This window comes from Leucothrix pacifica (genome assembly GCF_003172875.1).
GTDB classification, from domain to species: Bacteria; Pseudomonadota; Gammaproteobacteria; order Thiotrichales; family Thiotrichaceae; genus Leucothrix; species Leucothrix pacifica.
Genome location: NZ_QGKM01000076.1, coordinates 23,115 through 45,628 on the forward strand (window position 1 = coordinate 23,115; position 22,514 = coordinate 45,628).

The window sequence follows — 22,514 nt, forward strand, 5'->3', positions numbered from 1 at the left end:
CTGTTATTCTCCATCCTCATCTTCGTCAACTTGTCCGGTTAAGATCAGTGCGCTGCTTACCAGTTGATGAACACTTACGATTTGATCCATAGTAAAACCATAATACGGAATTACTTTGGTGAATTGCGATTTACAAATAGCGCAGATTGCCGCCATGTGAGTTACGCCGTGATTATCGGTAACATGCTTTAATGCCTGCATGCGAGGTTGAGCACCTTTGACCCGGATATCCATCAGGTCATCAGTCAGGATGCCGCCACCGCCACCGCAGCAGAAAGTCGCATCCTTGGTTGTATCGGCCGGCATATCCACATAGTTATTGCAGACTGCCTTAATAACGTTTCGCGGCACATCGAACTGGCCGCCCTCTTCCTCACCCATACGTGAACCACGTGCCACATTACAAGAGTCATGGAAGGTAAGTGTCATGTCGTCGTTTCGTGACTTATCAATATTGAGCTTTCCATCGCGTAGTGCCGGCCAGGTAATTTCCAGCACATGCTGAGGAACCGGGTAACGCTGATCCAGAAAATCAAACGGCCCCGCGAGTGTGTTTAAGAAGCTGTAAGCCACACGCCATGCATGACCACATTCTCCAAACACAATTCGTTTTACTCCTAAGTCCTGAGCGGCTTTACGAATACGCATCGATATCTTGCGCATATTTTCGTAACTACCGATGAACATACCGAAGTTGGCACCTTCAGAGGCGTAGGAGCTTAGTGTCCAACTCAAGCCCAACTCGTGGAAGACTTTGGCATAACCCATCAATCCATCGACATGAGGCTCAGCAAAGAAATCAGCTGAAGGTGTAATCAGTAGAATATCAGCGCCATGTTGATCCAGCGGCAACTTAACAGGAACGCCAGTTTCATCTTCGATATCTTCTTCAAGGCCTTCCAGTGTGTCGGCTAAAGCAGCTTGGGGTAATCCCAGATTGTTGCCAATCTTGTAGACTTTACCCATGATCTCGGTACAGTACTTCTGACCGCGACCAATATGATTCAATATCTCTCGTGCAGCCATCGAGACCTCTGCAGTGTCTATGCCATATGGGCAGAACACGGAGCAGCGACGACACTGCGAACACTGGTGGTAATAGTTGTACCAGTCATCGACCACTTCTTCAGTCAGATCGACCGCACCCACCAGCTTTGGAAAGTATTTTCCCGCAAAGGTAAAGTAACGGCGGTACACTTTTCGTAGCAAATCCTGACGTGCCACCGGCATATTCTTTGGATCAGAAGTGCCGATGTAATAGTGGCACTTATCCGTACAGGCTCCGCACTTCACGCAGATATCCAGATACACTTGTAACGAACGATAACGTCCCCGCAAGTCATCTAATTTATTCAGTGCCTCTTCTTTCCAGTTCGGAATCAGCGACCAGTTGCCGTCTTCATCTTGCTCAATGTCCGAAGGAAAATTCATTCCCTCCTGAAACTCAGGCTTAGAAATATAAGGCCCTTTACCAACCATGGTATCCGGAACCAGCGCGGGTACATCGACCAAGCCATCATCTGATGACAATTCTGGTGTTTCATAATCAGCCATGACTGCGCCCTCCTGATACTGACCCATCGCACAAAACACGATGACTCGTTACTAATCCGAACAAATAACTGCGACTAACAGATCCGACATTTACACCACTGCTGAACATCTTCATTTTTTAAGCTCACTGATGTAGTCAACATTCTGCTTATCCAGCTCTGCGGCCCACGGCGCAATATGACGTTCTTCACGTGAGTTATCGACCTGATTACGACTCGGACTAAAAAATACACCCGGCGCATGCAGCAGCTTACTAATCGGGAATATCATCATTAACAACACGACCGATGTCAGATGTAGCAGCAAAGTAAAATCAGCAGGCAGTGGTTGCCAGCTAAAATACTTAAGACCCTGGAAGAATGCTTTCACCATCACAATATCGGTGGGGTTCACAAACTTCATCATCAACCCACTGACACCAATCACCAGTAGTAATACCAGCATTAAGTAGTCAGAAGGTGCCGAGATGTAACGCACCCGATCTATCACTACGCGCCTTGCCATTAGGCCTAATAAGCCGAGAACCAACCCAAAACCTGCATACAAGCCGAACGGCTGAATGAAGCCAATGATTCCCCATACCGGATCAAGGAAATAGCGTAAGTGACGTAGCACGATCAACAATAAGGAATAGTGAAAAACTATTGAGATCGCCCATAATAATTTGTCAGCACGGAAAAGGCTTTGAAACAAAAACACTTCCCGTGCCATCCGCCAGGCCACACCCTGTTTAGTGAGTGGGGCCGGCATCGTTGGAATCTTCAGAGGTGCTGGTGTATTCCAGTACAAGCGAAGCTTGTTAGCGACGCCTAACACTAATATCAGCGTTGCCGCCCAGAACAATAAACCGTAAACAATTCCCAGAAACACCCTTGATTCTCCCCTTTCGGTTGATTAGTTAAATGACCTAACGATCAAACACAACCTGTTGGCTTTGGCAGACCAGCATACTTACACGCTTGCTTACCAGGACCATATGGGAACAATGAGTACAGATACTTAGAGTTACCTTTTTCCTTACCCAAACGTTTACCTACTGCTTTGGTTAGTACACGTACTGCCGGAGCAATCTGGTACTCTTCGTAATACTCACGCAGGAAGTTGATAATATCCCAGTGCTCATCTGTCAGCTCAACGTCTTCTTCAGCAGCCAGTGCTGTAGCCACATCAGCGTTCCATGAACCAAGATCTACCAGATAACCTTCTTCATCTTGCTCGTAAGTTGTACCATTAATCTCGAGTGCCATTAGCGCTCTCCTTCTTCTCTATTGTTTAAATAAGGCTGACTTTTATAACCAGCTTTGTGTTGTGTCGTTATCCACAGTCAGATCAACAAATCCTGCATAATCAACCGCTGTAACGCCTGTTATTATACGATCTTCACTCAAGCCGCGAGCGGCTAGATCACCAGACAATACATAAACAGACTTATCTTTTAAGGCCGCCTCAATACTCTCTGAAAAGCGTGTATTTTTTACCGCACCTACCGCTGCATCTTCGATCATCAGAATCGAGTCACCAGCTGATGCATGATTTAAACAAGACTCAAACGCTACGCGTTCAAACGGCGACTTGTTTACAATATGTAACATTGCCATATCAAATTCTCCTAGAAACTGATGACGACTTCTTGTTGAGCCATGATGCCCGCCATATCCGCACGATCTACCAAGTGGATAGATGGCTTCTCTTCGTAGTCATCATCTTCATCTTCCCACGTCAGATCCATTAGATCGTCAAGGGTCAGACCACGCTCTTCCAGTGACTCTTTCTCAACATAAAGCTTGTTGATTTCGTAATCACCCAACGCTTTGTAAGTCGCTGAGAAGTTCTTCTGGCCAATGCCTGTTGTATCCTGTCCTTTAGCGATTTGGTAAACACCATCATCGATGAACGCCAGTGATACATCCTGCTCAAACGCCGCTGAGATCAGCACGACTTCCAGAGACTCCAGCGCATACACTGTGCCATAAGGAGCCTTGCGATTTACAAACATGAATTTCTTAGTTGCCATGTCGCGCTCTCCTTAGTCGCCAAATACAAGTGTGCGGTCAGCCTGGATACCACCTTCAATCAGCTGACCCAGACCCGAAATACGGAAACCTTCAATGATATTATCGGCATCCATCCCCTGACGTTTCGCTTCATCAGCATCCATCAGACCACGGCGCTGAGCCGCGGCAATACAAATAACCAAATCAAGATCATGCTGCTTAGCAAGCTCTGACCACTCCTTCTGGATCTGACGGTCATCCTGAGGAGGAGCACTCAAACGTGTTCCGTTATTCACACCATCATGGTAGAAAAACACACGATAAATCTCGTGCCCTTTCTCCAGAGCCGCGCGTGCAAACTGCAGAGCAGTGTCTGAGGACTGGTGCTGATACGGCCCCTCATTAATCATTAACGTATATTTCATCAGTAAACCTTCCGATCAAAAACGGATATGCGTTGAAGAGTTCAGATTGTTTCGTGCACCGCGCCAGTTATCAATGTGATATTTCGTAAATGGCAGCCCGGTTACCTCAAAGAAACGAGGCCAGCCGATACGCTCAACCCACTCATTCATACGCTCCCAATCACGTCCACCTTCTTTGTAGCACTCCAGAATTTTCTTCACGACCGCAGTCGCTTCTGGCCAGCGTGGTGGGTTATTTGGGATACCTGCAGCTACTAAACGCTGGAATGTTGGCTTACCACGCGCATTCGAGTGATTACCACCGATCCAGATTGCTAATTGCGTGTACTGATGATCGTTGATCTGCATTGGCGGGCATGGTGGATAGCACGCACCACAACAAATACACTTCTTCTCGTCGACTTCCAGCGACGGCTTACCATCAACCATGGCAGGACGAATCGCTGCAACAGGGCATCGCGCAACCACCGATGGACGCTCACAGACATTACCAACCAAGCTATGGTCAATTTTAGGTGGCTTAGTGTGCTGTACATTGATCGCAATATCACCCTGACCACCACAGTTAATCTGGCAGCAAGAGGTTGTCATGTGTACACGGTTAGGCATGTTCCAGCTTTTGAATTCGTCATAGAACTCATCCATCATCGCCTTCACAACACCTGATGCATCCGTTCCAGGAATATCACAGTGCAACCAACCCTGAGTGTGTGACATCGACGTAATCGAGTTACGCGTCCCACCCACCGGGAAACCGGCATCTTCCAAGGCAGCAACTAAAGGCTGCACTTTAGATTCATCGTCCGTCTGGAACTCCATGTTAGAGCGAATAGTGAAGTGAATATATCCATCAGAATACTGATCGCCAATATCCATTAATTTACGCAGTGTGAATACATCCAAAATACGTTGAGTACCACAGCGAACGGTGTAAATTTTCTCGCCAGAGTAAGCGACATGAACCAACACACCAGGCTGAACATCTTCATGATATTTCCACTGGCCGTAGTTACGTCGCATGGTTGGGTGCATATATTGAAAACCGTCCGGACATCCTGACTCGATCGGTTCACGCATCACTTTTTTTGCTGCTGGAGCTGACATTTAATGATTCCTCAATTCTGTATCGATAGCTGTTAAACGACTGTTATACTGTCGAATTATTAGCTCGCCATCTTCTGTTCACGCACACGGTTGAACCATTCTTCCGCCGCTTCATCCCAACCATCTGTTCTGACATAAGAGCTATTACGCGGCTGCTTAATCATATTTGGATCTGGGTCAATGCCGACACCTTCCAGGAAATTAACCAGACCGATACGCTCGATCATCTCACCGCAACGCTCATGCTCCAGACCGTTTTCAGCCCAGTAGTCGATAACTTCTTCCGCCATCTCTACTAACTGCTCATAATCTTCTTCGGTTTCCAACTTCATGAATGGAACAATTACCGTACCCATTAAGTCACCGATTTTCAGCGTACGCTTACCACCCATTAAGATAGTGACACCTTTATCGTCACCCGGATGAATCGCTTTAGGTACTACGTTCATGCAATGCATGGAGCGAACACAATTGGTCTCATCAGCAATCAGTGAATTATCATCACCCAAAGACAAACTCTTTGACGTACAACGTGAAATCACATTATCCATCACATGCTCACGTCCCTTCTCCGCAACGTATGCTTTCCAGGCTTCCTGATCGATTTTCTTGTGGTCACGCCATGTTCCGATCACCGCGAAGTCAGAACGCTCAATGGCATTCATGCAGTCATTCGGGCAGCCAGACACTTTAAACTTAAACTTGTAAGGCAGTGCCGGACGGTGAACATCATCCGTAAAGTTGTTTAGCAATGTGCGATGAATGGCCTGCTCATTACAGTTAGACATCTCACAACGCGCCGCACCCACACAAGACATACCGGTACGAACACATGGGCCTGCACCACCTAAATCCCAACCGTACTCATTGATCTCATCAAAAAAGTGCTGGTAGCTGGCAGAGTCGGAACCGATGAACATGATGTTGCCTGTCTGACCGTGGAAAGTCTGAAGGCCTGAGCCCCATTTTTCCCAGCTATCAGCCAGTTGGCGTAACATGTCTGTCGTATAGTAGTTACCCGCAGGTGGCTGCACACGCAGCGTATGGAATTCTTTTGACTCAGGGAATTTATCACCCACTTCCGAGAAACGAGGAATAATACCACCACCGTAACCGAACACAGAGATGGTTCCACCTTTCCAGTAACCCATACGGGTTTCATAAGAATGTTCTAACTGACCTAGAAGACCATTGTTTACGTTACGGATACGCTCATCTGGATGATCGTCGCGCAGTGCTTTTATGCCTGAAATAAAACTAGGCCAAGGACCGTCTTCCAGAACATCCAACATCGGCGTTGGATACTTCTTCATTTCAGCCATGATATGCCTCCTGAGTATGAATATGGTTAGTGCTTTTAAACTATGCCGACTAGTGTATTTTGCTTGCTGGTTTCAGAGAATCCCCTTCATGGGATGGCGCTATTTTTAGCGTATACCCCAAAATGGATAGATACCCTTTCGATCAAATTTACTTACCATGATTAACGCCTTCCCAACTCTGGAAAACAATCGAACTCATGGAATTTTTTCCTGCCAAACTAAACGACCAAAATTATCTGAAATGGCGCGAGCAAAAACTGACGTCAGCCAACCGAAGTGCGCAGTCTAGGCTAATTCACCTAAAGAATGCAGCCTCCCTTAGAGATAGTGAACGACTTTCTATTATTACCGATTGTCTACACCATAATTTCGCCTTGTATCAATTTGATGATCCCTCTCAAAACGAAAAGTCAGCCGTACACCACTTTGCGAAACAAGTTGGACTACACTCACTGGACGGGAATATCTGTGCGGATCAGGACCAACTGACTTCCATCACGGTGACCAAGCACAAGGGCCAACACGACTATATTCCTTATACACCTAAGAAACTCAGCTGGCATACCGATGGTTATTACAATACTAAGGAACGGCAAATTAACGGCATGTTATTGCATTGTGCTAATCCGGCTTCTCAAGGTGGTGAGTCGTGGTTAATGGATCATGAGCTGATTTACCTACTCCTTCGGGATGAGAACCCGGAATACGTAAATGCTTTGTTTGCTGAGGATGCCTTGACTATTCCAGCCAATATTATTGATGGTGAAGTGATTCGACCTGCTCAAACCGGACCCGTATTCTCTATCACAAACAATGGGCGACTGCACATGCGTTACAGTGCGCGCTTGCGGAATATTGAATGGAAGGATGATCCTTTAGTCACTGAAGCAACTGAATTCTTACAGCAACTTTGGAAGGATGGTAGCTACTTCATTGTTAAACATACCTTACAAACAGGTCAGGGAGTGATTTGTAATAACGTCCTGCATTGCCGAACAGCATTTGAAGATGATTCCGAAAACAATCGCTTGCTGTTTCGTGGGCGGTATTACGAAGGTATCTCCTGATTCCATTTCTATAAGTACTCCAGACTAAACCCCGCTTTAAATAGACATACTTGCACTTACACAAGTGCCGATTCACCATATAATCAGGAACGACTTTTATTGGATTCTTGATGATGAAAACGCTTCACACGATTTTTTTTCTATGCCTGATAATACCGTTGATAAGTATTGCTGACTCCCACAAAGCTATTATCAGTAAAGCCAGTGGTGAGGTGGTTGATAATATTACTGCCCGCGGCACTGGAGGCACGTCACCTTTTGATGGCACGGTAGACAATAAATCTGACTTGGATGGTCTTGTGAAGCTTGCCTGGGGCGATGGTTGGTTAGGACTTCACCGTGGCCACGCCCCCATTGAAGAGGTATTAAAGGCGTTCCTAGGCATCAGCCATGAAGAAATGCATGTTTTGATGGAAGACCATGACCTAAATCTGGCGAAGACTTGTGAGTATTTTGGTTTTGAACCTGAAAATCTGATTGCAAGTTTGACGGCTAGTTTTGTACCGCTGGTCAAACAAGGTACTGAAAATGGTGTGATCAACGCTGATGAGGTTGAAACCTGGGTAGAGAAGATTCAAAGTGAATTTCGCAGGCGGGTTTATTGGGAGGGGTAATAATTGCCTATTCCTGTTTGTGCACCAATCTGAGATGAACACGCACTATAAAGCCTCATTACGACACGCTTATCTACAAGCACTTGCTCGGAGATGCATGGGGTCACTCATTGCTTGGCTTAGTTTTAATCGCAATACTGTCTACTACCACGTATTTTCTGGTGAGCCTGAAGCTGATGAGATAACAATGCTGCAAATGTTGTATCAACGATATGGAACAGCGACAGCCTGACACTTCGGAGTCTGAACAACAGAGCTAGCATAACCGAGCCATTCTCTATTCTAAAGATACCTTTCACATCGCGATGCGTTATTATCTCGTATCTGTGAGGAAATGAGGAACCACTATGAGCAACGCTAGCAAGCCACCCGGTATGATCAAACGTTTCATTACATCGGTTTGGTCATGGTTGTTACTGCTGCTCATCATTGCTGGCTATGTCGCTCTCACTATAAAAACCACGATCGATAATACCGGTTACATATTAACTCCCCCCGGGTTACCGCTCTACCAAGCTACCAGCGAAGCCAATACCATCCACTTAAACCCGACGGGTTGGCCTGATAAAAGTTCGCAAGCATACCGCCATAGTTCAGTGGGTGCTGCGACAATTCCAATCCCCTATTCATGGCTGTTGGCGCTTGAATCCCCCAAACAAGACCCGCTTAGGTTGCTCTCCGGAAAAGAGCCATTATTTGTCGATGAATATCTGCCCCGACTGGGCTTTATCAAACAGAAAAAGACAGCCAGCAACCCTAATGGATTACCAATCGGCCTTACTAAAACACCCAATGTTTACTTTCCGGGAATAGACAGAAAAGACACCGCAGCAGGCTTTAACTGTGCTGCTTGCCACACTGGCCAACTCATTCATGGTGACACTCGCTATATCGTTGATGGTGCCCCTGCAAATATCGACTTTGGCCTGCTAAACCAAACCTTAGGAGCAGCGCTGGCTCAAACCGTTATCTCTGCGAAAGTGCCTGTTTATAACGACCGCTTCTCACGATTCGCAGAGCGTGTATTGGGTAATAATGACAACCGATTATCCCGCCAACAATTATCCGCAGCACTGAGTAAGACCGTTCGTTTTATGTCCGAGGCTCAGGACAGTATCGAAGTTACCGAAGGATTTAGCCGACTGGACACTATGAACCGTATTGGCAACCAAGTCTTTGGTCACGCCATGCAGCGGAGCGAAAACCACACTGCGATCAATGCACCGGTAAACTTCCCACACCTCTGGACAACCCCTTGGTTCAACTGGTTGCAATACGATGGTTCTATCATGCAACCACTGGTTCGCAACACGAGTGAAACTCTGGGCACAAAAGCCTACCTCGATACACAAGGCCCTGCTGAACAGCGTTTCGCAACGTCTGCCGGTATATCTGACTTAGTTAAAATGCAGAATTGGCTGGCAGGTAAACACCCTAAACGTAATGACAACACATTCAACGGCTTAAGTGAGCCAACATGGCCCGAGACTTTCCCCGCCATTGATAAAGAAATGACCGAAAAGGGAAAAACGCTATACCAGCAGCACTGCCAAGAGTGCCATCTGCCGAGCGTTGATTCCGATGAGTTTTGGGAAGATAAAAACTGGCAAAAGATTACCTATGTCAGTAAGTTAAATACCATCACACAAACGCCTGACAGCTACCTAAAGCTGAATATCGTTCCCTTATCAGTGATTGGGACTGATGCAGCACAAGCTGAGGTAATGGCAAAACGCACGGTTGATACCACAGGACTCAATCTAGCCACTCAAGTATGCACACCCGCCAAGTCGGTAAACTCAACGATTACCTATGCCTCAGCGTTTGCTGGTATGGATGATATTCCGGCGGATATGACTGTGCTCAGGCACGTACCATTTAAGGATAGTGCAACAGCAAACTTTGGACTGGCACTGGGCGCAGTCGTTGACCAAACCAATCAGCAATGGTTTAAGCAGAACCACACACCACGAGCGGAGCAAGCAGGACTCGAGGGCAATCGACCGAATTGCTTGCAAGTTGGCAAAGGCTATAAAGCCAGACCGTTAAATGGCATTTGGGCAACCGCGCCCTTCCTCCATAATGGCTCCGTCCCTACACTCTATGACTTACTATCACCTCTGGAAGATCGACCTGACTTTGTACAACTAGGCAGCCATCACTTCGATGCCGGAAAAGTAGGAATTCAGCAGGATGAATCCTTAAATAAAAAGCTGATAGCGCAACAAAGTGCTTCTCATTCACTAACACCGGATTATAAGGATGGTCTTTTCATTCTGGATACACGACAAGCCGGTAATCGCAATACAGGACATGTATTTGATGATGAGGAAACAGAGTCAGTATCTGGCATTATTGGGCCAAAGCTCACTGAAGAGGAAAAGTTGGCGCTGATTGAGTATCTGAAAAGCCTTTGAAAAAACTCCGATGAGATTCACAGCAAGAAAAATCCGCCGATTATGACGCTCAGACTTTACTCAGACAGTCATAGGGACTGATTACCAGACTCTGTATTAGTGATCATTCTCAATGGTGATATTTCTCGGCAATATAGTCAGTGCTATGATAGAAAAAACAATCACCCATGGTTAGAGACCCGACCCTATGCTAGTACTCAGTGAAGTCCTTCTAAAAGAAGGTCACAACGTAAAATCCTTTGAAGAACTGGTGACATTAATCCAGCGTATTGCAGTGGAAAACGGTGAAATTCATTTTGAGGTAGACATCGAACCACCGGCTTATTCCGATCGCCCACACGAATGGCATGATCAGCTCAATCTCGCTTTTGAGTCAGCGCGCTAAGGATCATCATGTTCTGGGAAGAAGAGGAAGACAAAACACTGCCCTATCAGGCACCGGATGACATTGTCGATGTGTTGTTTGCATTGAAATGTAAAACGCTGCCACTGGATCACGCCTGGGCATTATCAGAAGCACTCCAGACTCAACTCCCATGGATTAAAGACGATGAACAACTAGGCATTCATCAAATTCATGTCGCAGAAAGCGCTAATGGCTGGATGCGCCCGGATGATTCGGAACGCGAACTGCTGTACCCTTCCCGCCGCACTAGACTCTCATTGCGTCTGCATAAAAATCGCCTGACAGATATCGAAGCCCTGAGCGGTCAAACCCTGAGTATTGATGGGCACAGCTTAACAATTGGCAGCATGAAAACGAAAGCGTTAATCAATGCCAGTGTGATTTTCTCTCGTTATGTCGCCTCAGATGCCACTGAATCAGAAAATGACTTTCTAATGCGCATGTCAGATGACATCTTTCAACTTACATCCGTTAAAGTGAAAAAAATGATGTGCGGAAAGTCTCATCACATTCAAACCCCAAGTGGCGCACTACACACCCGTCATTTAATGATCGCTGACTTAGACAGTGAGCCATCCATTACTATCCAACAATATGGCTTAGGCGAGCATCGTAAACTCGGTTGTGGCCTGTTCCTTGCACACAAAGGCATCAAATCACTCAAGCCCAATGAGTAATGAGTAATGAATAATGAATACTTCTTGCGATCCATATAAATCAGCATCGTCAACACAAGCAGACCTCTGAACAAGCTTGTCGTTATTTATTAACTACCCCCTTCGGGAAATAGCGATAGCATGATACTCACCCCTATAATTTGACCACTAGTGAAAGTATCGATGAGGAAACATTCATGGCTTACGAGGTTAATGGTAAATCCATTGAAACAAACGATAACGGCTATCTGCTAGAGGTAAACGATTGGGATGAAGCGGTGGCTGAGGCAATCGCTGCTGAGGAAAGTATTGAACTAACTGAAAAACACTGGGATGTACTAAAGTACCTTCGTGATCAGTTCATCAACAATAATGGTAACCAGCCGAATGAGCGCACCATCGTAAAAGATATGAAAGATGTTTGGGGAAGCAAGCCTTCAAGTAAGGATATGTATCAACTATTCCCGGGCATGACCAGCAAGCAAGGCGGCAAGATTGCCGGCCTACCGGAAAGTCGTCGTAAAGGCGGATATTAATCCCTTGGCACAGGAGCCTCCAAATGGATGAGCGTAAAGCAGAATTAATTAAAGAAATGTTAGAGATGCAGGCAAAATTCACTGCCCATGAGCAATCTGGCAAATTTTCTCCCGAAGATTATTACGTCGGTGAGTGGAAAGAATACCGTGACCGCTACACAGAAATCGCAAGTGAGGTACGTGAAATTGCCTCAAAGGAAGCAAATTTCTGGAAATAAGTATCTTATAAAGCGTCCGTCAGATCCAACTCTGAGTCATTAGGAGTGATTATATTTCACTCCACATTCTGAGTAGATTGGAATAGACCTGATCAAGTCTGGCTTTCTCAGCATCGTTTTGAGAGGTCAGACTTTCGCGTATTTGGGAGATATTAAATAGCATCTCTCGTTGCTCCGTCGCTTTAACCATACTTTGTGCCCAAGTCACTGCCACTAAACGCTCACCGGCTGTTACCGCTTTCACCTCATGCAAACTCCCGGATGGGTAAATCACTGCATCACCTGCCTCCAGCTTTACCAATTCTTCACCGTATTGAGTGTGAATCAGCAACTCACCACCGTCATAATCATCAGGAGAATTAAGGAAAATTGTCGTCGACACATCACTGCGATATCGTCCTGTTATCGGGCCCATGACAGCATCATCGACATGAGCACCGTAACGCATTCCCTGTTGGTATCTTGAGTAAAATGCAGTCGCGACTTTTAATGGCAACACTGCTGCCTGGTACTCACTATGATTGACAAGAGAGGACATCACTAACTGATTTAACTGCTGATGTAACGGACTTTGCAAAGACAATTCCCGATTATGTTTTACACCTGCCGCTAAACTACCCGCTGACAAACTTCCATCGACAAATATTGCCCCATCAAGCAAGCTTTGAGCCTGCCTGACAGCACGGTTAGTCAGCACATTTTTGATCCTTAAAATCATTATAGTTAACCTTAGTTTAGACTGTTTTATTTAGCCGATGTATTTAGTAGAATCGCACACCACGAAGAAGAGGAAATAAGATGAAACTGACTGTTTTTATCGATGAAGAACAACATGATATAGATATTCCTGACTTTATTCTGAGTGAAGCGAAAGACTACTTTGACATGATGGATAAAGACATGGATCAAGGCTACCAAATGAGCCGAAGCTGGGTTGAAAACCCTGACTTATTCCAGCGCTGTCAAATCGCTGGCGACAAAATTCTGACCGCAATTCAAACCGAAAACCGTGAAACTTCAGCACTTATGGCTGGCTATATTTTATCGCGTGTGCCACAAGCTAAGACCCTTTATCTTACACAAAACGGTGATATGACCGAGCACGATTTAGAAACTTGATTATCGGAAAGTTATCCATGTGGTAGCTATATATTTTACGCCACTCACCATCTCAACAGCCCGATGCTCATGTGTCCAAAACGGTGGAAACAAAATCATCTTTCCTTTTTCGGGCGTCACCTTCACTCCCTGATGCAAAAACTCAGTTTCCCCACCCGGCCCGGCCACATCATTTAAATACCACAATGCCACTAACTGCCGCGAGGCTAAGTCATTATTATCCGCATCAACATGCCAATGGTAATACTCACCGGCTTCATAACGTTGTAGATTGTATCCCATATCCTTAAAACGGCGCATATCCTGAAAGAAGGGGTAGCTTTGTTGAAATTCTCTTATCGCCAAACCAAGCGAACGAAATAAATTGTTATCGACATCTTTCCAATGCGCTTTACCACTGACGACTAAGTCTGTGGTCTTCTTTAGCTGCTGGTTTTGACCAACATTAGAACCCACTCTTCCCTCGTATTGTTCTTCACGGTGAGACTCAAACCGTTCAACCATATTGTCACAAAGAAATCCCGGTAGGGCATTGGGGATAGAATAGATAAAACTATTGGGTTTCAGTTCTGTCATGGATCAAAAATCCTTTATAATTAGACTCATAGTCATCTAGGAGCTTAAACCATGCGCATCAGAATCAAAACCCGCTGGAGCAAAGAAAACCGTGAAATTTCGGTGGAAGATTCAATTAGTGTATTGGCGTTTAATAGCTGGAAAATTGGCATGCAAGCCTTGCTGGAAATCGAAAACCAAGATTTTGACATTGACCATCAAATGCAACGCATTCAGGTACTCGAAGAAATTTCAGCCTTTATGATTCAGTCTGTTGATCGCATGATTCATGGTACTACCAGTGATGAAGACCGCGCCGAAATCATTACTTATTACGCAAAGAAAATGGCTGATCATGTCCATGAAAATGCCCGGGATTTTGGAGATCTTGATGATTATCGCTCACCATTTATTCACAAACTCAATGACCGCTTCCCGGCTTATGCTGAGACTAAATGGAATGAAGATGACGACGAGCCAGGATTTTCTATGAGCCGTGAATTCGCGACAAATGTTGCGGCGGTACTGGGAGATCGCGACCGCAAATGGGCACTGGATTATATTCAACAGGTTTTATTGCCAGACTTTTTCCCCGTTTTCAAACGCACCATTAAGTCCATTGGCCTGATTGAAGACAGAAAAATGCCCGAACAAGCCGGGCATTAGATCTTTCGTTTTATTACTGATTAAGCCATTACAGCTTAGTCATTACTAAACCTTCTTTACCATTACGGTCGTAGAATACCAGCGTTCCTTCATCAGTCTGCTGCACGCTACCCATGCGACGCATAATACGTAGGTATGAACCTTCGATATTGCCCAAGTGAATAGTTGGCTTTCCTTCACCCTGGCTAACAACCATACACGGCTCACGCGTACGATCGATCTGTGAAATAACAAAGCCAGTTGCACCGATCTGCTTAAATTTAGCAGCATATTTATTACAACCTGTATCACCTGTCATTGTGTCCAGGTTTACTGTCATCGACAACGTCACAGGCGTAGGAATCTTGTTACCGTAGGTCTCCGATACTCTCCACTTAGTACCCAATAAAGACGGTCCACCACTGTTTAGCGGGCAAGATTGTGTTTCACGATCAGTAATACCATCCAGCTCTTCATCTGCAGCATAACTTGCTGAGGAAACTAAAAGTGCTGTTAATGCGCTAATCGCATAAAAATTTAATGTTTGTTTCTTTCCGTTGGCTTTCACAAAGGACCTCCCTGAAAAATATCCCTTTAGGCTAAAATAAAACAAAAATGTGTTTTCCTTACCACACCTACACATAATATAGGAAAAATCTCCGGCATATTGAGAATAATTTAACCTAAATATAATTATGATACTGATAATTATATTTAATGCCTCAAATTCCACAATATTTAAGCAATCCGTGCATCAAAGATTTCCTTCCGTGAAGATAACATACTATTGCATAGATTCTTATCCTGTGTTAAAAATCGTCAACACTTCTTACAAGAGCCCCCAGAAGCCACCGGAAGTGATCATAAAAACAATAATAAATAATAATAATTAAAGCGATTTAAAAGATTTAATTTTATTCCCGGAGTATTACAAATATGGCACTTAAGTCATGCCTGCGCGTTGCGAAATTCTTCGCAGTTGCTGCACTGTTCCATGTTGGCGCAAGCCAAGCCGCGATGTCTGATATTTATGGCAACCCATCTGAACTAAACCACCACGTAGGGAAAGGCAAATGGTTGGTAGTAAAAGTTTGGCGTTCCGACTGCGGTATCTGCATGTCAACCATGCACGAAACCAATTCAGCCCGCGATACAATCCCTAACACTGAGATTGTTGGTGTTTCACTTGACGGAGATGCCCGTGTAGCCAATCAGGCGCTACGTCGCGTTCGCGTCAATTTCAAAAACCTAGTGTCTAACGCTAATGAGTTTAATCGCTATATCAAGCGAAGCACGCGTCGTAATATCACAGGCTACCCAACCTATATGATCTACGCACCTAACGGCAAACTCAAGGCGATGCAGACAGGTGACGTTAAGCCTTCAGAGCTTAGACGTTATATTAGTCGTCAGACTGCATTATAAGTTCAATCTATTTTCAATAATAAGTTTCAGGCAAACAAAAGCCACCTTAAAGGTGGCTCTGCCTCGACGCTAAAGCTTTAACAGGTTGTTACATCAGTGTTCCGGACGCATATGCGGGAACAAGATCACATCACGAATTGATGGCGCGTCAGTGAATAGCATCACTAAGCGATCAATACCGATCCCCTCACCTGCTGTTGGTGGCATACCGTATTCAAGCGCTTGCACATAATCTTCATCATAGTGCATCGCTTCATCATCGCCTGCGTCTTTCTCTTCGACTTGCTTGCGGAAGCGTTCTGCCTGATCTTCAGCATCATTAAGCTCAGAGAATCCGTTCCCGATCTCACGCCCACCGATAAAGAACTCAAAACGATCCGTCACGAATGGATCACTGTCGCTACGACGTGCCAGCGGCGATACTTCAGCCGGATACTCTGTAATAAAGGTAGGATCATTTAATTGCTCTTCTACCGTCTCCTCGAATATCTCTGTGATGATTTTACCAAGACCAAAACCTTCTTTAATATGGATATTCAGAGATTCCGCCACTTTAGAGGCGCGGTACTCTGTTTCCAGATCAGCAGGTACCAAATCTTTATTGTAATGAAGAATCGATTCTTTCATGGTCATACGAACGAATGGCTTGCCAAAGTCAAAGGTCGAGCCTTGGTACTCTACTTCCGCATTGCCATACACTTCAGTTGCCAGACCACGGAATAATTCTTCCGTCGTATCCATAAGGTCTTTGTACGTGGCATACGCCTGATAGAACTCGATCATAGTGAATTCTGGATTATGGCGTGTCGATAAACCTTCGTTACGAAAGTTACGATTGATTTCAAAGACGCGATCAAAACCACCGACAACTAAACGCTTCAGGTACAGTTCCGGCGCAATACGCAGATACATATCGATATCTAGCGCGTTGTGGTGCGTAACAAAAGGACGTGCCGTCGCACCACCCGGAATAACCTGTAACATGGGCGTTTCAACTTCCATGAAGTCACGCTGCGTAAAGTAGTTACGGATATAGGCAACAATCTTAGAACGCATCTTGAAAGCATCACGCGTTTCCTGACTCATAATCAAATCAAGATAGCGCTGGCGGTAGCGTTGCTCGTGATCCGTCAGGCCGTGAAATTTTTCAGGCAATGGACGCAAAGACTTAGTCAGGAGCTTTAGTTCATCCAACTTAACGGATAGCTCACCCTTGTTGGTTTTGAACATCGTACCGGCTGCACCGACGATATCACCGATATCCCAGCCTTTGAATGCATCGTAAAGCTCATCACCCAGCATGCCTTTTTGCACATAAAGCTGTAAACGGCCCGTTGAATCACTAATGGTGATAAAACTGGCTTTACCCATGACACGTTTAAGCATGATACGACCAGCAACCCTGACACGGTGAGGGTTTTCTGCCAGCCACTCCTTATCCTTTTCTTCAAACTCAGCCTGCAATGCCGCTGCATCGTGCTCACGTTTGAAGTCATTAGGAAATGCCACACCAGCTTCACGAATCGCTGCCAGCTTCTCACGACGTAAGGTAATTAACTGGTTTTCATCCTGTTCTTGTATTGAATCCTGTTCACTCATTGCTCTACTCTCTTACAGACCGTTTTTCAGGCTTGCTTCTATAAATTGATCAAGGGAACCATCAAGCACTGCTTGTGTGCTGCCTGTTTCAACGCCGGTTCTGTGATCCTTAATTCTTGATGCGTCCAGTACATAAGAACGAATCTGACTACCCCAACCGATATCCGACTTGTTGTCTTCCATCTCCTGGTTTTCAGCATTACGCTTTTGAATTTCTTGCTCATAAAGACGCGCCCGCAATTGCTTCATTGCAGTGGCTTTATTCTGATGCTGAGAGCGACCGTTCTGACATTGCACCACCGTATTGGTCGGTACGTGCGTAATACGAACTGCAGACTCCGTTTTGTTTACGTGCTGACCACCCGCTCCTGAGGCGCGGTATACGTCGATTCGTAAATCAGAGGGATCGATATCAATCTCAATATCATCATCAATCTCAGGCGATACAAACACCGAGCAGAATGAGGTATGACGACGACCACCCGAATCAAATGGTGATTTACGTACTAAACGGTGCACACCAATTTCGGTGCGCAACCAACCGAATGCATAATCACCTTCAAATTTGATCGTGGCTGACTTGATACCCGCTACATCACCCGGGGAGGCTTCCATTAATTCTACTTTAAAGCCCTTGGCCTCACCCCAGCGCAAGTACATACGTAAGACCATTTCACCCCAGTCCTGCGCCTCTGTACCGCCAGAACCCGACTGAATGTCTAAGAAGGCATTACAAGGATCCATTTCGCCGGAAAACATACGTTTGAATTCCAAACCGGCAAGGTCTTTTTCAAAGCCATTAATCTCTTCGATAACATCCGCGACCGCTTCTTCATCACCATCGGCTTCAGACATTTCCAGAAGTTCCTGAGCATCGTTCAGGCCTTCATCCAGACGCTCAACGGTCAGTACTACATCTTCCAGACGTGTACGTTCCTTGCCGAGTTGCAAGGCACGCTCCTGATCATTCCAGACACTGGGATCTTCTAATTCGCGAACAACTTCTTCTAATTGCTCTTTTTTCTCAGCATAGTCAAAGATACCCCCTAAGCGCTTCAAGGCGCGACTTCAGGTCTTTGATATGAGTATAAGTCGGATTTAATTCCATAATTCAGGCTAGCTAGTTCGTTGGGATGGCTATGATACATGATCATATTAGGCCGTAGATAGATTTTTGATAGATTCGTCAGTTATTTGCCAACCATTTCACGGGTGCATTGGTGTAATCACCCATCAGAATCCAGTATCATAGCCACTTTGTTTTACTGGAGAAGTTATCATGCCATCATTTGATGTCGTTTCTGAAGTTGATCTTCACGAAGTTCGTAATGCCACGGATCAGGCTAATAAAGAAGTGACCACCCGCTTTGACTTTAAAGGCAGTGATGCCAGTTTCGAGCTGAAAGATGACATTATCACTCTGAAAGCTGAAAACACATTCCAGTTAAAGCAGATGATGGATATTCTGCGCGCCAAGTTTGCCAAGCGAAATGTTGATTCCGGTGCGCTTGACCCTCAGGACCCTAGTGAAACAGGTATCAACAGTGCCAGCCAGAAAGTACTTCTGAAACAGGGTCTCGACTCTGACAATGGTAAGAAAGTCGTCAAAGCGATTAAAGCCGCTAAACTCAAGGTACAGTCACAAATTCAAGGCGAGCAGGTCCGTGTAACCGGTAAAAAGCGTGATGATTTGCAACAGGCGATTGCACTACTTCGTGAGCAGGAGCTGGGACTACCACTACAGTTCACAAACTTCAGAGATTAATTTATCTCCTAACGTCATTATCTCATTCAGTGATCGTGACGTTTGACCCAAATATAAATATAAAAAAGGCTCGCTAAGCGAGCCTTTTTTATTCCAACCGAATCGTACAGACCCGATAAACTAGATGTAGCTTTTCAAGGTCTCTGCATGGCGAATCCATCCTGCTACCGTTGCAATATCAGGTGACTGATTAACCTTTTCAACACGCTGATTAACTGAGCTGATCAGCTGAATCAGTTTCTCAGGGTTAGCATCTGCAAGTGCTTTAGATGAATATACACCACTTAACTCAAGCACTTCAGCCATTGGCCCATCGATACCTTTAACCCGAAGTAAATCAGCTATTGATACCCAAGAAGACACTACCCATGGCTCACGACCCAATGCTTTAGAGATCAACTTTGTCCCGTCATCATCAGCACACTTATCAAGGAGGTTCTGAGTGGTTGTGATGCCCATGTCATGCAAGTGACGGCGATTATCACTACCAATCGAACGAATCACTTCGATACGGTAATTCTCATCATTAGGGGATGCTTTGGCAGTCGCAGTCACAACATCCGATGTTGTGTCTTCAACTTTCTCTTTCACTTTCTCAAAGCCACCACGCGCCATTTCACTGAGTTTTGACCAGCCTGAGCTACGGCCGCTTCCGGATGCTGACATCGCAGCAGTTGCAGCACCACCCGCCAACATACCCGATGCAACACCTGAGTAGTCTTTAGGAGCCTGAGGGACTTCCGGCTGATTTTGTAACGCAGTCACTTTCAGCTGACTAGCACGTAACTCATTGTCTAACTGCTGCTGACGGCGGCTGCTTTCAGTCAGTGCTTTTTGAGTTTCATCAAGCTTTTGCTCTGCCAAACTTAGCTGCTGAGTTTGTGCTTGTGTTTTCTTTTGCAACTCAACAAACTCAAGCTCTCGCTCCTCAAGCTTTCCTTTGACTTCATTCAGCTCACTTTCTTTAGCTTTAACGGCTTTATTAAGCTCTGAAACGTGCTCATCGCCCTGATGCAGTTTGCTATCCATTTCACGACGGGCGACTTCAAAGAACTCTTGCTTCTGCTTTAGCTCTTTTGATACTTCGCCCAAAGTGTTTTCACTGACTTTAAGCTGCTCATCGTACTCACCCAGCTTGCGTTTAGCTTCCTGCAGTTCTGTTGCCGCAGCACTAGCTTTTTGGCGCTCAGCTTCAAGCTCAGTCGTTAGAGAGGACTTTGTTTCCTCAAGAGTAGTTAGGTTTGCAGCAAGCTTCTGGTGCATCTGATCAAGCTTTTCATCACGCGCTTTAATTGATTGCTCCGCATCTTTCAGCTTAGCTGAATACGCTTCAACCTGAGCGGCGCCACTTCTCAACTCTTTAGATTCGCCATCCATTTGCGCCTGAGTTAACTGTAGTTTGTTTTGAGTATCAGACAACTGCTGAGCAGTTTCTTTGAACTGCGACTGCAATTGCTCCACTTCAACTTCACGCTGTTTAAGCTGTTGCTTATAGGTCGCTACCTCTTTGCTACCAGCAGTATTACCCTTCTCACTTTCCAGTAAACGCTTGGATAAAATGTCGCGCTCTTCCGTCAGTTTGAGGTACATATCGCCCTGACGTACGCTAGCAGTATTTAACTCTTCAACCTTTGCACTGTACTCATCACGTTCCGCTTCAAGATTTGCCACGCGCTGTGACCACTCCTGATTGACTTTATTCAATTCACGACGCGAGCCGCCACGCATTAGCCATCCTGCGATTAAACCAATCAATGCAGCAATCAGCAGGAATATCCAAATTTGTAGAACCAGATAGCTCATTATTTTAGTCCTTTAACAATCAATTCAATTCGGCGGTTTTGAGCACGCCCTTTCTCCGTTTTATTACTGGCAATTGGTTTTGCTTCCCCATGACCCACTGCCAACAAACGCTTTTCAGCCAATCCCAGACCCGCAAGCAAACTGCTTACAGCCTCAGCCCGACTTTTACTTAACTTCTTATTGGCCGCTGCTGCACCATTTGAATCCGTATATCCATGAACCTGAATCTGGTGATCAGGACAACGGCTCGCTACCTGCGCAACTTTTTCCAACAAGACTAAACTACTTTTCTCAACCTCGGTTGAGCCACTTTGAAACTGGATTTTCTCTTGCTTCAGTAGCGCATCAAATTCAGTCTGACAAAACTTTTCAGCGTACTTAGACGAACCAACCATCGGAACCGCTTCATTGTTTTGCACCACCTGCTTAGGACTAGCAATGTCAAATGCTACATCCGTGCTTGCAAAATCACTCGACAAAGATTGCACTAAAGACTCTGCTTGATCACTAACATCCTGTGAGACTGCAACACCTTTGACTAAGGCCTGATCACCATCAAGGTTCACACTTCCCTCCTGCAGCAACTGCAATGCACTGATACTCTTAAGTGTATTGTCCTGCCAGTTTGCGGGAGGTGCTTCGGAACTGACATCAACCTGCCAACGTGCTCTCACCGGATCAGCACCCACTGATTGCATGTGTGCATCAACTGCCTGCTTGTACTCAGGATTAGGCACAACGCCTTCAAACACATAAACGCCGATATCATCTTTACTGATATTCATTCGATACGGAATCGCATTGGCATTGATATCGACCTTAGCAACCGCCACATCAGCTGCTACCGGCTCAGCTGACTTTGACTCATTGTCAGACTGCTCTGCCACTTCCTGAGTGGGCTCTTCCACTTTTTCAGCGACTTGCCCGGTCTCAGGCGCTTGTGTTGGCTCTGCTTCAACCTCAGGCTCTTTAATATCTGATGCAGCAACGCTCGCGAGTTGAATATTGTCAGTCAACTGGCGAACACCATAGACATTTGCGGTCTCCAAAGCATGTTGCTTCAGTTGCTCACTCGGCGCTGAACCAGACAGCGTTACATCCCGGCCATCAACTGCCACATTAACCCAGTCCAAACTGTTGGAGGCTAATGCTTCTGTTGAACGTTTTTGGATATCGGACTGAATGGCAGGCGCTTTGAGCTGGTAAATTGCAAACCAGCCTAATACGGCTATTGCAATCAACGCCAAAATGAAGATCAATAGTTTTTTCATCAGATGTTAAGTCCTTTTA

General features: G+C 45.5%; 27 protein-coding genes. 12 read left to right on the top strand and 15 right to left on the bottom strand.

What is annotated here, in order from left to right:
- Positions 1–3 precede the first annotated feature (3 nt).
- From dsrK to dsrA, 8 genes are all read right to left on the bottom strand, one after another.
- Positions 4–1,554, bottom strand: coding sequence for a sulfate reduction electron transfer complex DsrMKJOP subunit DsrK (gene dsrK, locus DKW60_RS19350; RefSeq protein ID WP_109839316.1), 1,551 nt, complete (start codon positions 1,552–1,554; stop codon positions 4–6).
- A 111-nt stretch (positions 1,555–1,665) separates the two neighbouring features.
- Positions 1,666–2,424 (bottom strand): respiratory nitrate reductase subunit gamma, encoded by a 759-nt coding sequence (locus tag DKW60_RS19355; RefSeq protein ID WP_109839317.1) that lies wholly within the window; start codon positions 2,422–2,424, stop codon positions 1,666–1,668.
- A gap of 44 nt (positions 2,425–2,468) precedes the next feature.
- Positions 2,469–2,801: a TusE/DsrC/DsvC family sulfur relay protein gene (locus DKW60_RS19360; protein ID WP_109839318.1), complete on the bottom strand. Its 333-nt coding sequence runs from the start codon at positions 2,799–2,801 to the stop codon at positions 2,469–2,471.
- Between the two features lie 42 nt (positions 2,802–2,843).
- On the bottom strand, positions 2,844–3,152 hold the full coding sequence (gene tusB, locus DKW60_RS19365; protein ID WP_109839319.1) for a sulfurtransferase complex subunit TusB: 309 nt from the start codon (positions 3,150–3,152) through the stop codon (positions 2,844–2,846).
- A gap of 11 nt (positions 3,153–3,163) precedes the next feature.
- Positions 3,164–3,568 carry a sulfurtransferase complex subunit TusC gene (gene tusC, locus DKW60_RS19370; RefSeq protein ID WP_109839320.1) on the bottom strand — a complete coding sequence of 135 codons (405 nt, stop codon included), beginning with the start codon at positions 3,566–3,568 and terminating at the stop codon, positions 3,164–3,166.
- Positions 3,569–3,580: 12 nt separating this feature from the next.
- On the bottom strand, positions 3,581–3,973 hold the full coding sequence (tusD, locus tag DKW60_RS19375) for a sulfurtransferase complex subunit TusD (RefSeq protein ID WP_109839321.1): 393 nt from the start codon (positions 3,971–3,973) through the stop codon (positions 3,581–3,583).
- A gap of 15 nt (positions 3,974–3,988) precedes the next feature.
- On the bottom strand, positions 3,989–5,077 hold the full coding sequence (dsrB, locus tag DKW60_RS19380; protein ID WP_109839322.1) for a dissimilatory-type sulfite reductase subunit beta: 1,089 nt from the start codon (positions 5,075–5,077) through the stop codon (positions 3,989–3,991).
- Between the two features lie 59 nt (positions 5,078–5,136).
- The gene (gene dsrA, locus DKW60_RS19385) at positions 5,137–6,399 is read right to left on the bottom strand and encodes a dissimilatory-type sulfite reductase subunit alpha (protein ID WP_109839323.1); all 1,263 of its coding nucleotides are present in this window, start codon (positions 6,397–6,399) and stop codon (positions 5,137–5,139) included.
- 197 nt (positions 6,400–6,596) lie between these two features.
- Here dsrA and DKW60_RS19390 point away from each other — a divergent pair, with 197 nt between their 5' ends.
- The 8 genes from DKW60_RS19390 to DKW60_RS19420 all read left to right on the top strand — a co-directional run bounded on the left by DKW60_RS19390 (position 6,597) and on the right by DKW60_RS19420 (position 12,313).
- On the top strand, positions 6,597–7,466 hold the full coding sequence (locus DKW60_RS19390; RefSeq protein WP_109839324.1) for a TauD/TfdA family dioxygenase: 870 nt from the start codon (positions 6,597–6,599) through the stop codon (positions 7,464–7,466).
- A 110-nt stretch (positions 7,467–7,576) separates the two neighbouring features.
- Positions 7,577–8,080 (top strand): hypothetical protein, encoded by a 504-nt coding sequence (locus DKW60_RS19395; protein ID WP_109839325.1) that lies wholly within the window; start codon positions 7,577–7,579, stop codon positions 8,078–8,080.
- A 97-nt stretch (positions 8,081–8,177) separates the two neighbouring features.
- Entirely contained in the window at positions 8,178–8,312 is a 135-nt protein-coding gene (locus tag DKW60_RS24540; protein WP_281271870.1) for a hypothetical protein, read from the top strand.
- 115 nt (positions 8,313–8,427) lie between these two features.
- Positions 8,428–10,497: a di-heme-cytochrome C peroxidase gene (locus tag DKW60_RS19400; RefSeq protein WP_109839326.1), complete on the top strand. Its 2,070-nt coding sequence runs from the start codon at positions 8,428–8,430 to the stop codon at positions 10,495–10,497.
- A gap of 187 nt (positions 10,498–10,684) precedes the next feature.
- Positions 10,685–10,882: a hypothetical protein gene (locus DKW60_RS19405; protein WP_109839327.1), complete on the top strand. Its 198-nt coding sequence runs from the start codon at positions 10,685–10,687 to the stop codon at positions 10,880–10,882.
- An 8-nt stretch (positions 10,883–10,890) separates the two neighbouring features.
- Complete coding sequence (cas6, locus tag DKW60_RS19410; protein WP_109839328.1) at positions 10,891–11,580, top strand: type I-MYXAN CRISPR-associated protein Cas6/Cmx6; 690 nt, start codon at positions 10,891–10,893, stop codon at positions 11,578–11,580.
- 176 nt (positions 11,581–11,756) lie between these two features.
- Positions 11,757–12,095 (top strand): TusE/DsrC/DsvC family sulfur relay protein, encoded by a 339-nt coding sequence (locus DKW60_RS19415; RefSeq protein WP_109839329.1) that lies wholly within the window; start codon positions 11,757–11,759, stop codon positions 12,093–12,095.
- Positions 12,096–12,118: 23 nt separating this feature from the next.
- Positions 12,119–12,313, top strand: coding sequence for a hypothetical protein (locus DKW60_RS19420; RefSeq protein ID WP_109839330.1), 195 nt, complete (start codon positions 12,119–12,121; stop codon positions 12,311–12,313).
- A 49-nt stretch (positions 12,314–12,362) separates the two neighbouring features.
- Here DKW60_RS19420 and DKW60_RS19425 read toward each other — a convergent pair whose 3' ends face one another.
- The gene (locus DKW60_RS19425; RefSeq protein WP_109839331.1) at positions 12,363–13,031 is read right to left on the bottom strand and encodes a Fe2+-dependent dioxygenase; all 669 of its coding nucleotides are present in this window, start codon (positions 13,029–13,031) and stop codon (positions 12,363–12,365) included.
- A gap of 80 nt (positions 13,032–13,111) precedes the next feature.
- On the opposite strand from DKW60_RS19425, the gene DKW60_RS19430 reads away from it, so the two are divergent.
- Positions 13,112–13,432 carry a hypothetical protein gene (locus tag DKW60_RS19430; protein ID WP_109839332.1) on the top strand — a complete coding sequence of 107 codons (321 nt, stop codon included), beginning with the start codon at positions 13,112–13,114 and terminating at the stop codon, positions 13,430–13,432.
- Here the strand turns inward: DKW60_RS19430 and DKW60_RS19435 are convergent, their stop codons facing one another.
- Positions 13,433–14,008: a 2OG-Fe(II) oxygenase gene (locus tag DKW60_RS19435; RefSeq protein ID WP_109839333.1), complete on the bottom strand. Its 576-nt coding sequence runs from the start codon at positions 14,006–14,008 to the stop codon at positions 13,433–13,435.
- 51 nt (positions 14,009–14,059) lie between these two features.
- On the opposite strand from DKW60_RS19435, the gene DKW60_RS19440 reads away from it, so the two are divergent.
- Complete coding sequence (locus DKW60_RS19440; RefSeq protein ID WP_109839334.1) at positions 14,060–14,653, top strand: hypothetical protein; 594 nt, start codon at positions 14,060–14,062, stop codon at positions 14,651–14,653.
- A 28-nt stretch (positions 14,654–14,681) separates the two neighbouring features.
- Here DKW60_RS19440 and DKW60_RS19445 read toward each other — a convergent pair whose 3' ends face one another.
- Positions 14,682–15,200, bottom strand: coding sequence for an META domain-containing protein (locus DKW60_RS19445; RefSeq protein WP_181389803.1), 519 nt, complete (start codon positions 15,198–15,200; stop codon positions 14,682–14,684).
- Between the two features lie 368 nt (positions 15,201–15,568).
- Between DKW60_RS19445 and DKW60_RS19450 the strand changes: the two genes are divergently transcribed.
- A complete protein-coding gene (locus DKW60_RS19450) occupies positions 15,569–16,057 on the top strand; it encodes a TlpA family protein disulfide reductase (RefSeq protein ID WP_109839336.1) in 489 nt (162 codons plus the stop codon).
- 93 nt (positions 16,058–16,150) lie between these two features.
- On the opposite strand, the gene lysS is transcribed toward DKW60_RS19450, so the two are convergent.
- Both lysS and prfB read right to left on the bottom strand, forming a co-directional pair.
- Positions 16,151–17,656 (bottom strand): lysine--tRNA ligase, encoded by a 1,506-nt coding sequence (gene lysS / locus DKW60_RS19455; protein ID WP_109839337.1) that lies wholly within the window; start codon positions 17,654–17,656, stop codon positions 16,151–16,153.
- Positions 17,657–17,668: 12 nt separating this feature from the next.
- Positions 17,669–18,764, bottom strand: a protein-coding gene (gene prfB, locus DKW60_RS19460; RefSeq protein WP_109839338.1) for a peptide chain release factor 2 whose coding sequence is annotated in 2 segments (ribosomal slippage) — positions 17,669–18,691 and positions 18,693–18,764 — 1,095 coding nt in all. Because the reading frame shifts where the segments join, the coding sequence is not laid out codon by codon here.
- A 171-nt stretch (positions 18,765–18,935) separates the two neighbouring features.
- Between prfB and DKW60_RS19465 the strand changes: the two genes are divergently transcribed.
- Positions 18,936–19,421, top strand: coding sequence for a YajQ family cyclic di-GMP-binding protein (locus DKW60_RS19465; RefSeq protein ID WP_109839339.1), 486 nt, complete (start codon positions 18,936–18,938; stop codon positions 19,419–19,421).
- 120 nt (positions 19,422–19,541) lie between these two features.
- On the opposite strand, the gene DKW60_RS19470 is transcribed toward DKW60_RS19465, so the two are convergent.
- Both DKW60_RS19470 and DKW60_RS19475 read right to left on the bottom strand, forming a co-directional pair.
- Complete coding sequence (locus tag DKW60_RS19470; protein WP_109839340.1) at positions 19,542–21,224, bottom strand: DUF4332 domain-containing protein; 1,683 nt, start codon at positions 21,222–21,224, stop codon at positions 19,542–19,544.
- The gene (locus tag DKW60_RS19475) at positions 21,224–22,495 is read right to left on the bottom strand and encodes an OmpA family protein (RefSeq protein ID WP_109839341.1); all 1,272 of its coding nucleotides are present in this window, start codon (positions 22,493–22,495) and stop codon (positions 21,224–21,226) included. Before DKW60_RS19475 ends, DKW60_RS19470 begins: the two co-directional genes overlap by 1 nt.
- Positions 22,496–22,514: the final 19 nt, after the last annotated feature.

Coding starts and splice junctions, on each gene's coding strand:
- DKW60_RS19360 (WP_109839318.1), bottom strand. CDS start 2,801: ATGGCACTCGAGATTAATGGTACAACTTACGAGCAAGATGAAGAAGGT.
- DKW60_RS19435 (WP_109839333.1), bottom strand. CDS start 14,008: ATGACAGAACTGAAACCCAATAGTTTTATCTATTCTATCCCCAATGCC.
- DKW60_RS19430 (WP_109839332.1), top strand. CDS start 13,112: ATGAAACTGACTGTTTTTATCGATGAAGAACAACATGATATAGATATT.
- lysS (WP_109839337.1), bottom strand. CDS start 17,656: ATGAGTGAACAGGATTCAATACAAGAACAGGATGAAAACCAGTTAATT.
- DKW60_RS19415 (WP_109839329.1), top strand. CDS start 11,757: ATGGCTTACGAGGTTAATGGTAAATCCATTGAAACAAACGATAACGGC.
- cas6 (WP_109839328.1), top strand. CDS start 10,891: ATGTTCTGGGAAGAAGAGGAAGACAAAACACTGCCCTATCAGGCACCG.
- dsrB (WP_109839322.1), bottom strand. CDS start 5,077: ATGTCAGCTCCAGCAGCAAAAAAAGTGATGCGTGAACCGATCGAGTCA.
- DKW60_RS19400 (WP_109839326.1), top strand. CDS start 8,428: ATGAGCAACGCTAGCAAGCCACCCGGTATGATCAAACGTTTCATTACA.
- tusB (WP_109839319.1), bottom strand. CDS start 3,152: ATGGCAATGTTACATATTGTAAACAAGTCGCCGTTTGAACGCGTAGCG.
- DKW60_RS19440 (WP_109839334.1), top strand. CDS start 14,060: ATGCGCATCAGAATCAAAACCCGCTGGAGCAAAGAAAACCGTGAAATT.
- dsrK (WP_109839316.1), bottom strand. CDS start 1,554: ATGGCTGATTATGAAACACCAGAATTGTCATCAGATGATGGCTTGGTC.
- DKW60_RS19450 (WP_109839336.1), top strand. CDS start 15,569: ATGGCACTTAAGTCATGCCTGCGCGTTGCGAAATTCTTCGCAGTTGCT.
- DKW60_RS19390 (WP_109839324.1), top strand. CDS start 6,597: ATGGAATTTTTTCCTGCCAAACTAAACGACCAAAATTATCTGAAATGG.
- DKW60_RS19425 (WP_109839331.1), bottom strand. CDS start 13,031: ATGATTTTAAGGATCAAAAATGTGCTGACTAACCGTGCTGTCAGGCAG.
- DKW60_RS19395 (WP_109839325.1), top strand. CDS start 7,577: ATGATGAAAACGCTTCACACGATTTTTTTTCTATGCCTGATAATACCG.
- tusD (WP_109839321.1), bottom strand. CDS start 3,973: ATGAAATATACGTTAATGATTAATGAGGGGCCGTATCAGCACCAGTCC.
- dsrA (WP_109839323.1), bottom strand. CDS start 6,399: ATGGCTGAAATGAAGAAGTATCCAACGCCGATGTTGGATGTTCTGGAA.
- tusC (WP_109839320.1), bottom strand. CDS start 3,568: ATGGCAACTAAGAAATTCATGTTTGTAAATCGCAAGGCTCCTTATGGC.
- DKW60_RS19420 (WP_109839330.1), top strand. CDS start 12,119: ATGGATGAGCGTAAAGCAGAATTAATTAAAGAAATGTTAGAGATGCAG.
- DKW60_RS24540 (WP_281271870.1), top strand. CDS start 8,178: ATGGGGTCACTCATTGCTTGGCTTAGTTTTAATCGCAATACTGTCTAC.
- DKW60_RS19465 (WP_109839339.1), top strand. CDS start 18,936: ATGCCATCATTTGATGTCGTTTCTGAAGTTGATCTTCACGAAGTTCGT.
- DKW60_RS19475 (WP_109839341.1), bottom strand. CDS start 22,495: ATGAAAAAACTATTGATCTTCATTTTGGCGTTGATTGCAATAGCCGTA.
- DKW60_RS19405 (WP_109839327.1), top strand. CDS start 10,685: ATGCTAGTACTCAGTGAAGTCCTTCTAAAAGAAGGTCACAACGTAAAA.
- DKW60_RS19470 (WP_109839340.1), bottom strand. CDS start 21,224: ATGAGCTATCTGGTTCTACAAATTTGGATATTCCTGCTGATTGCTGCA.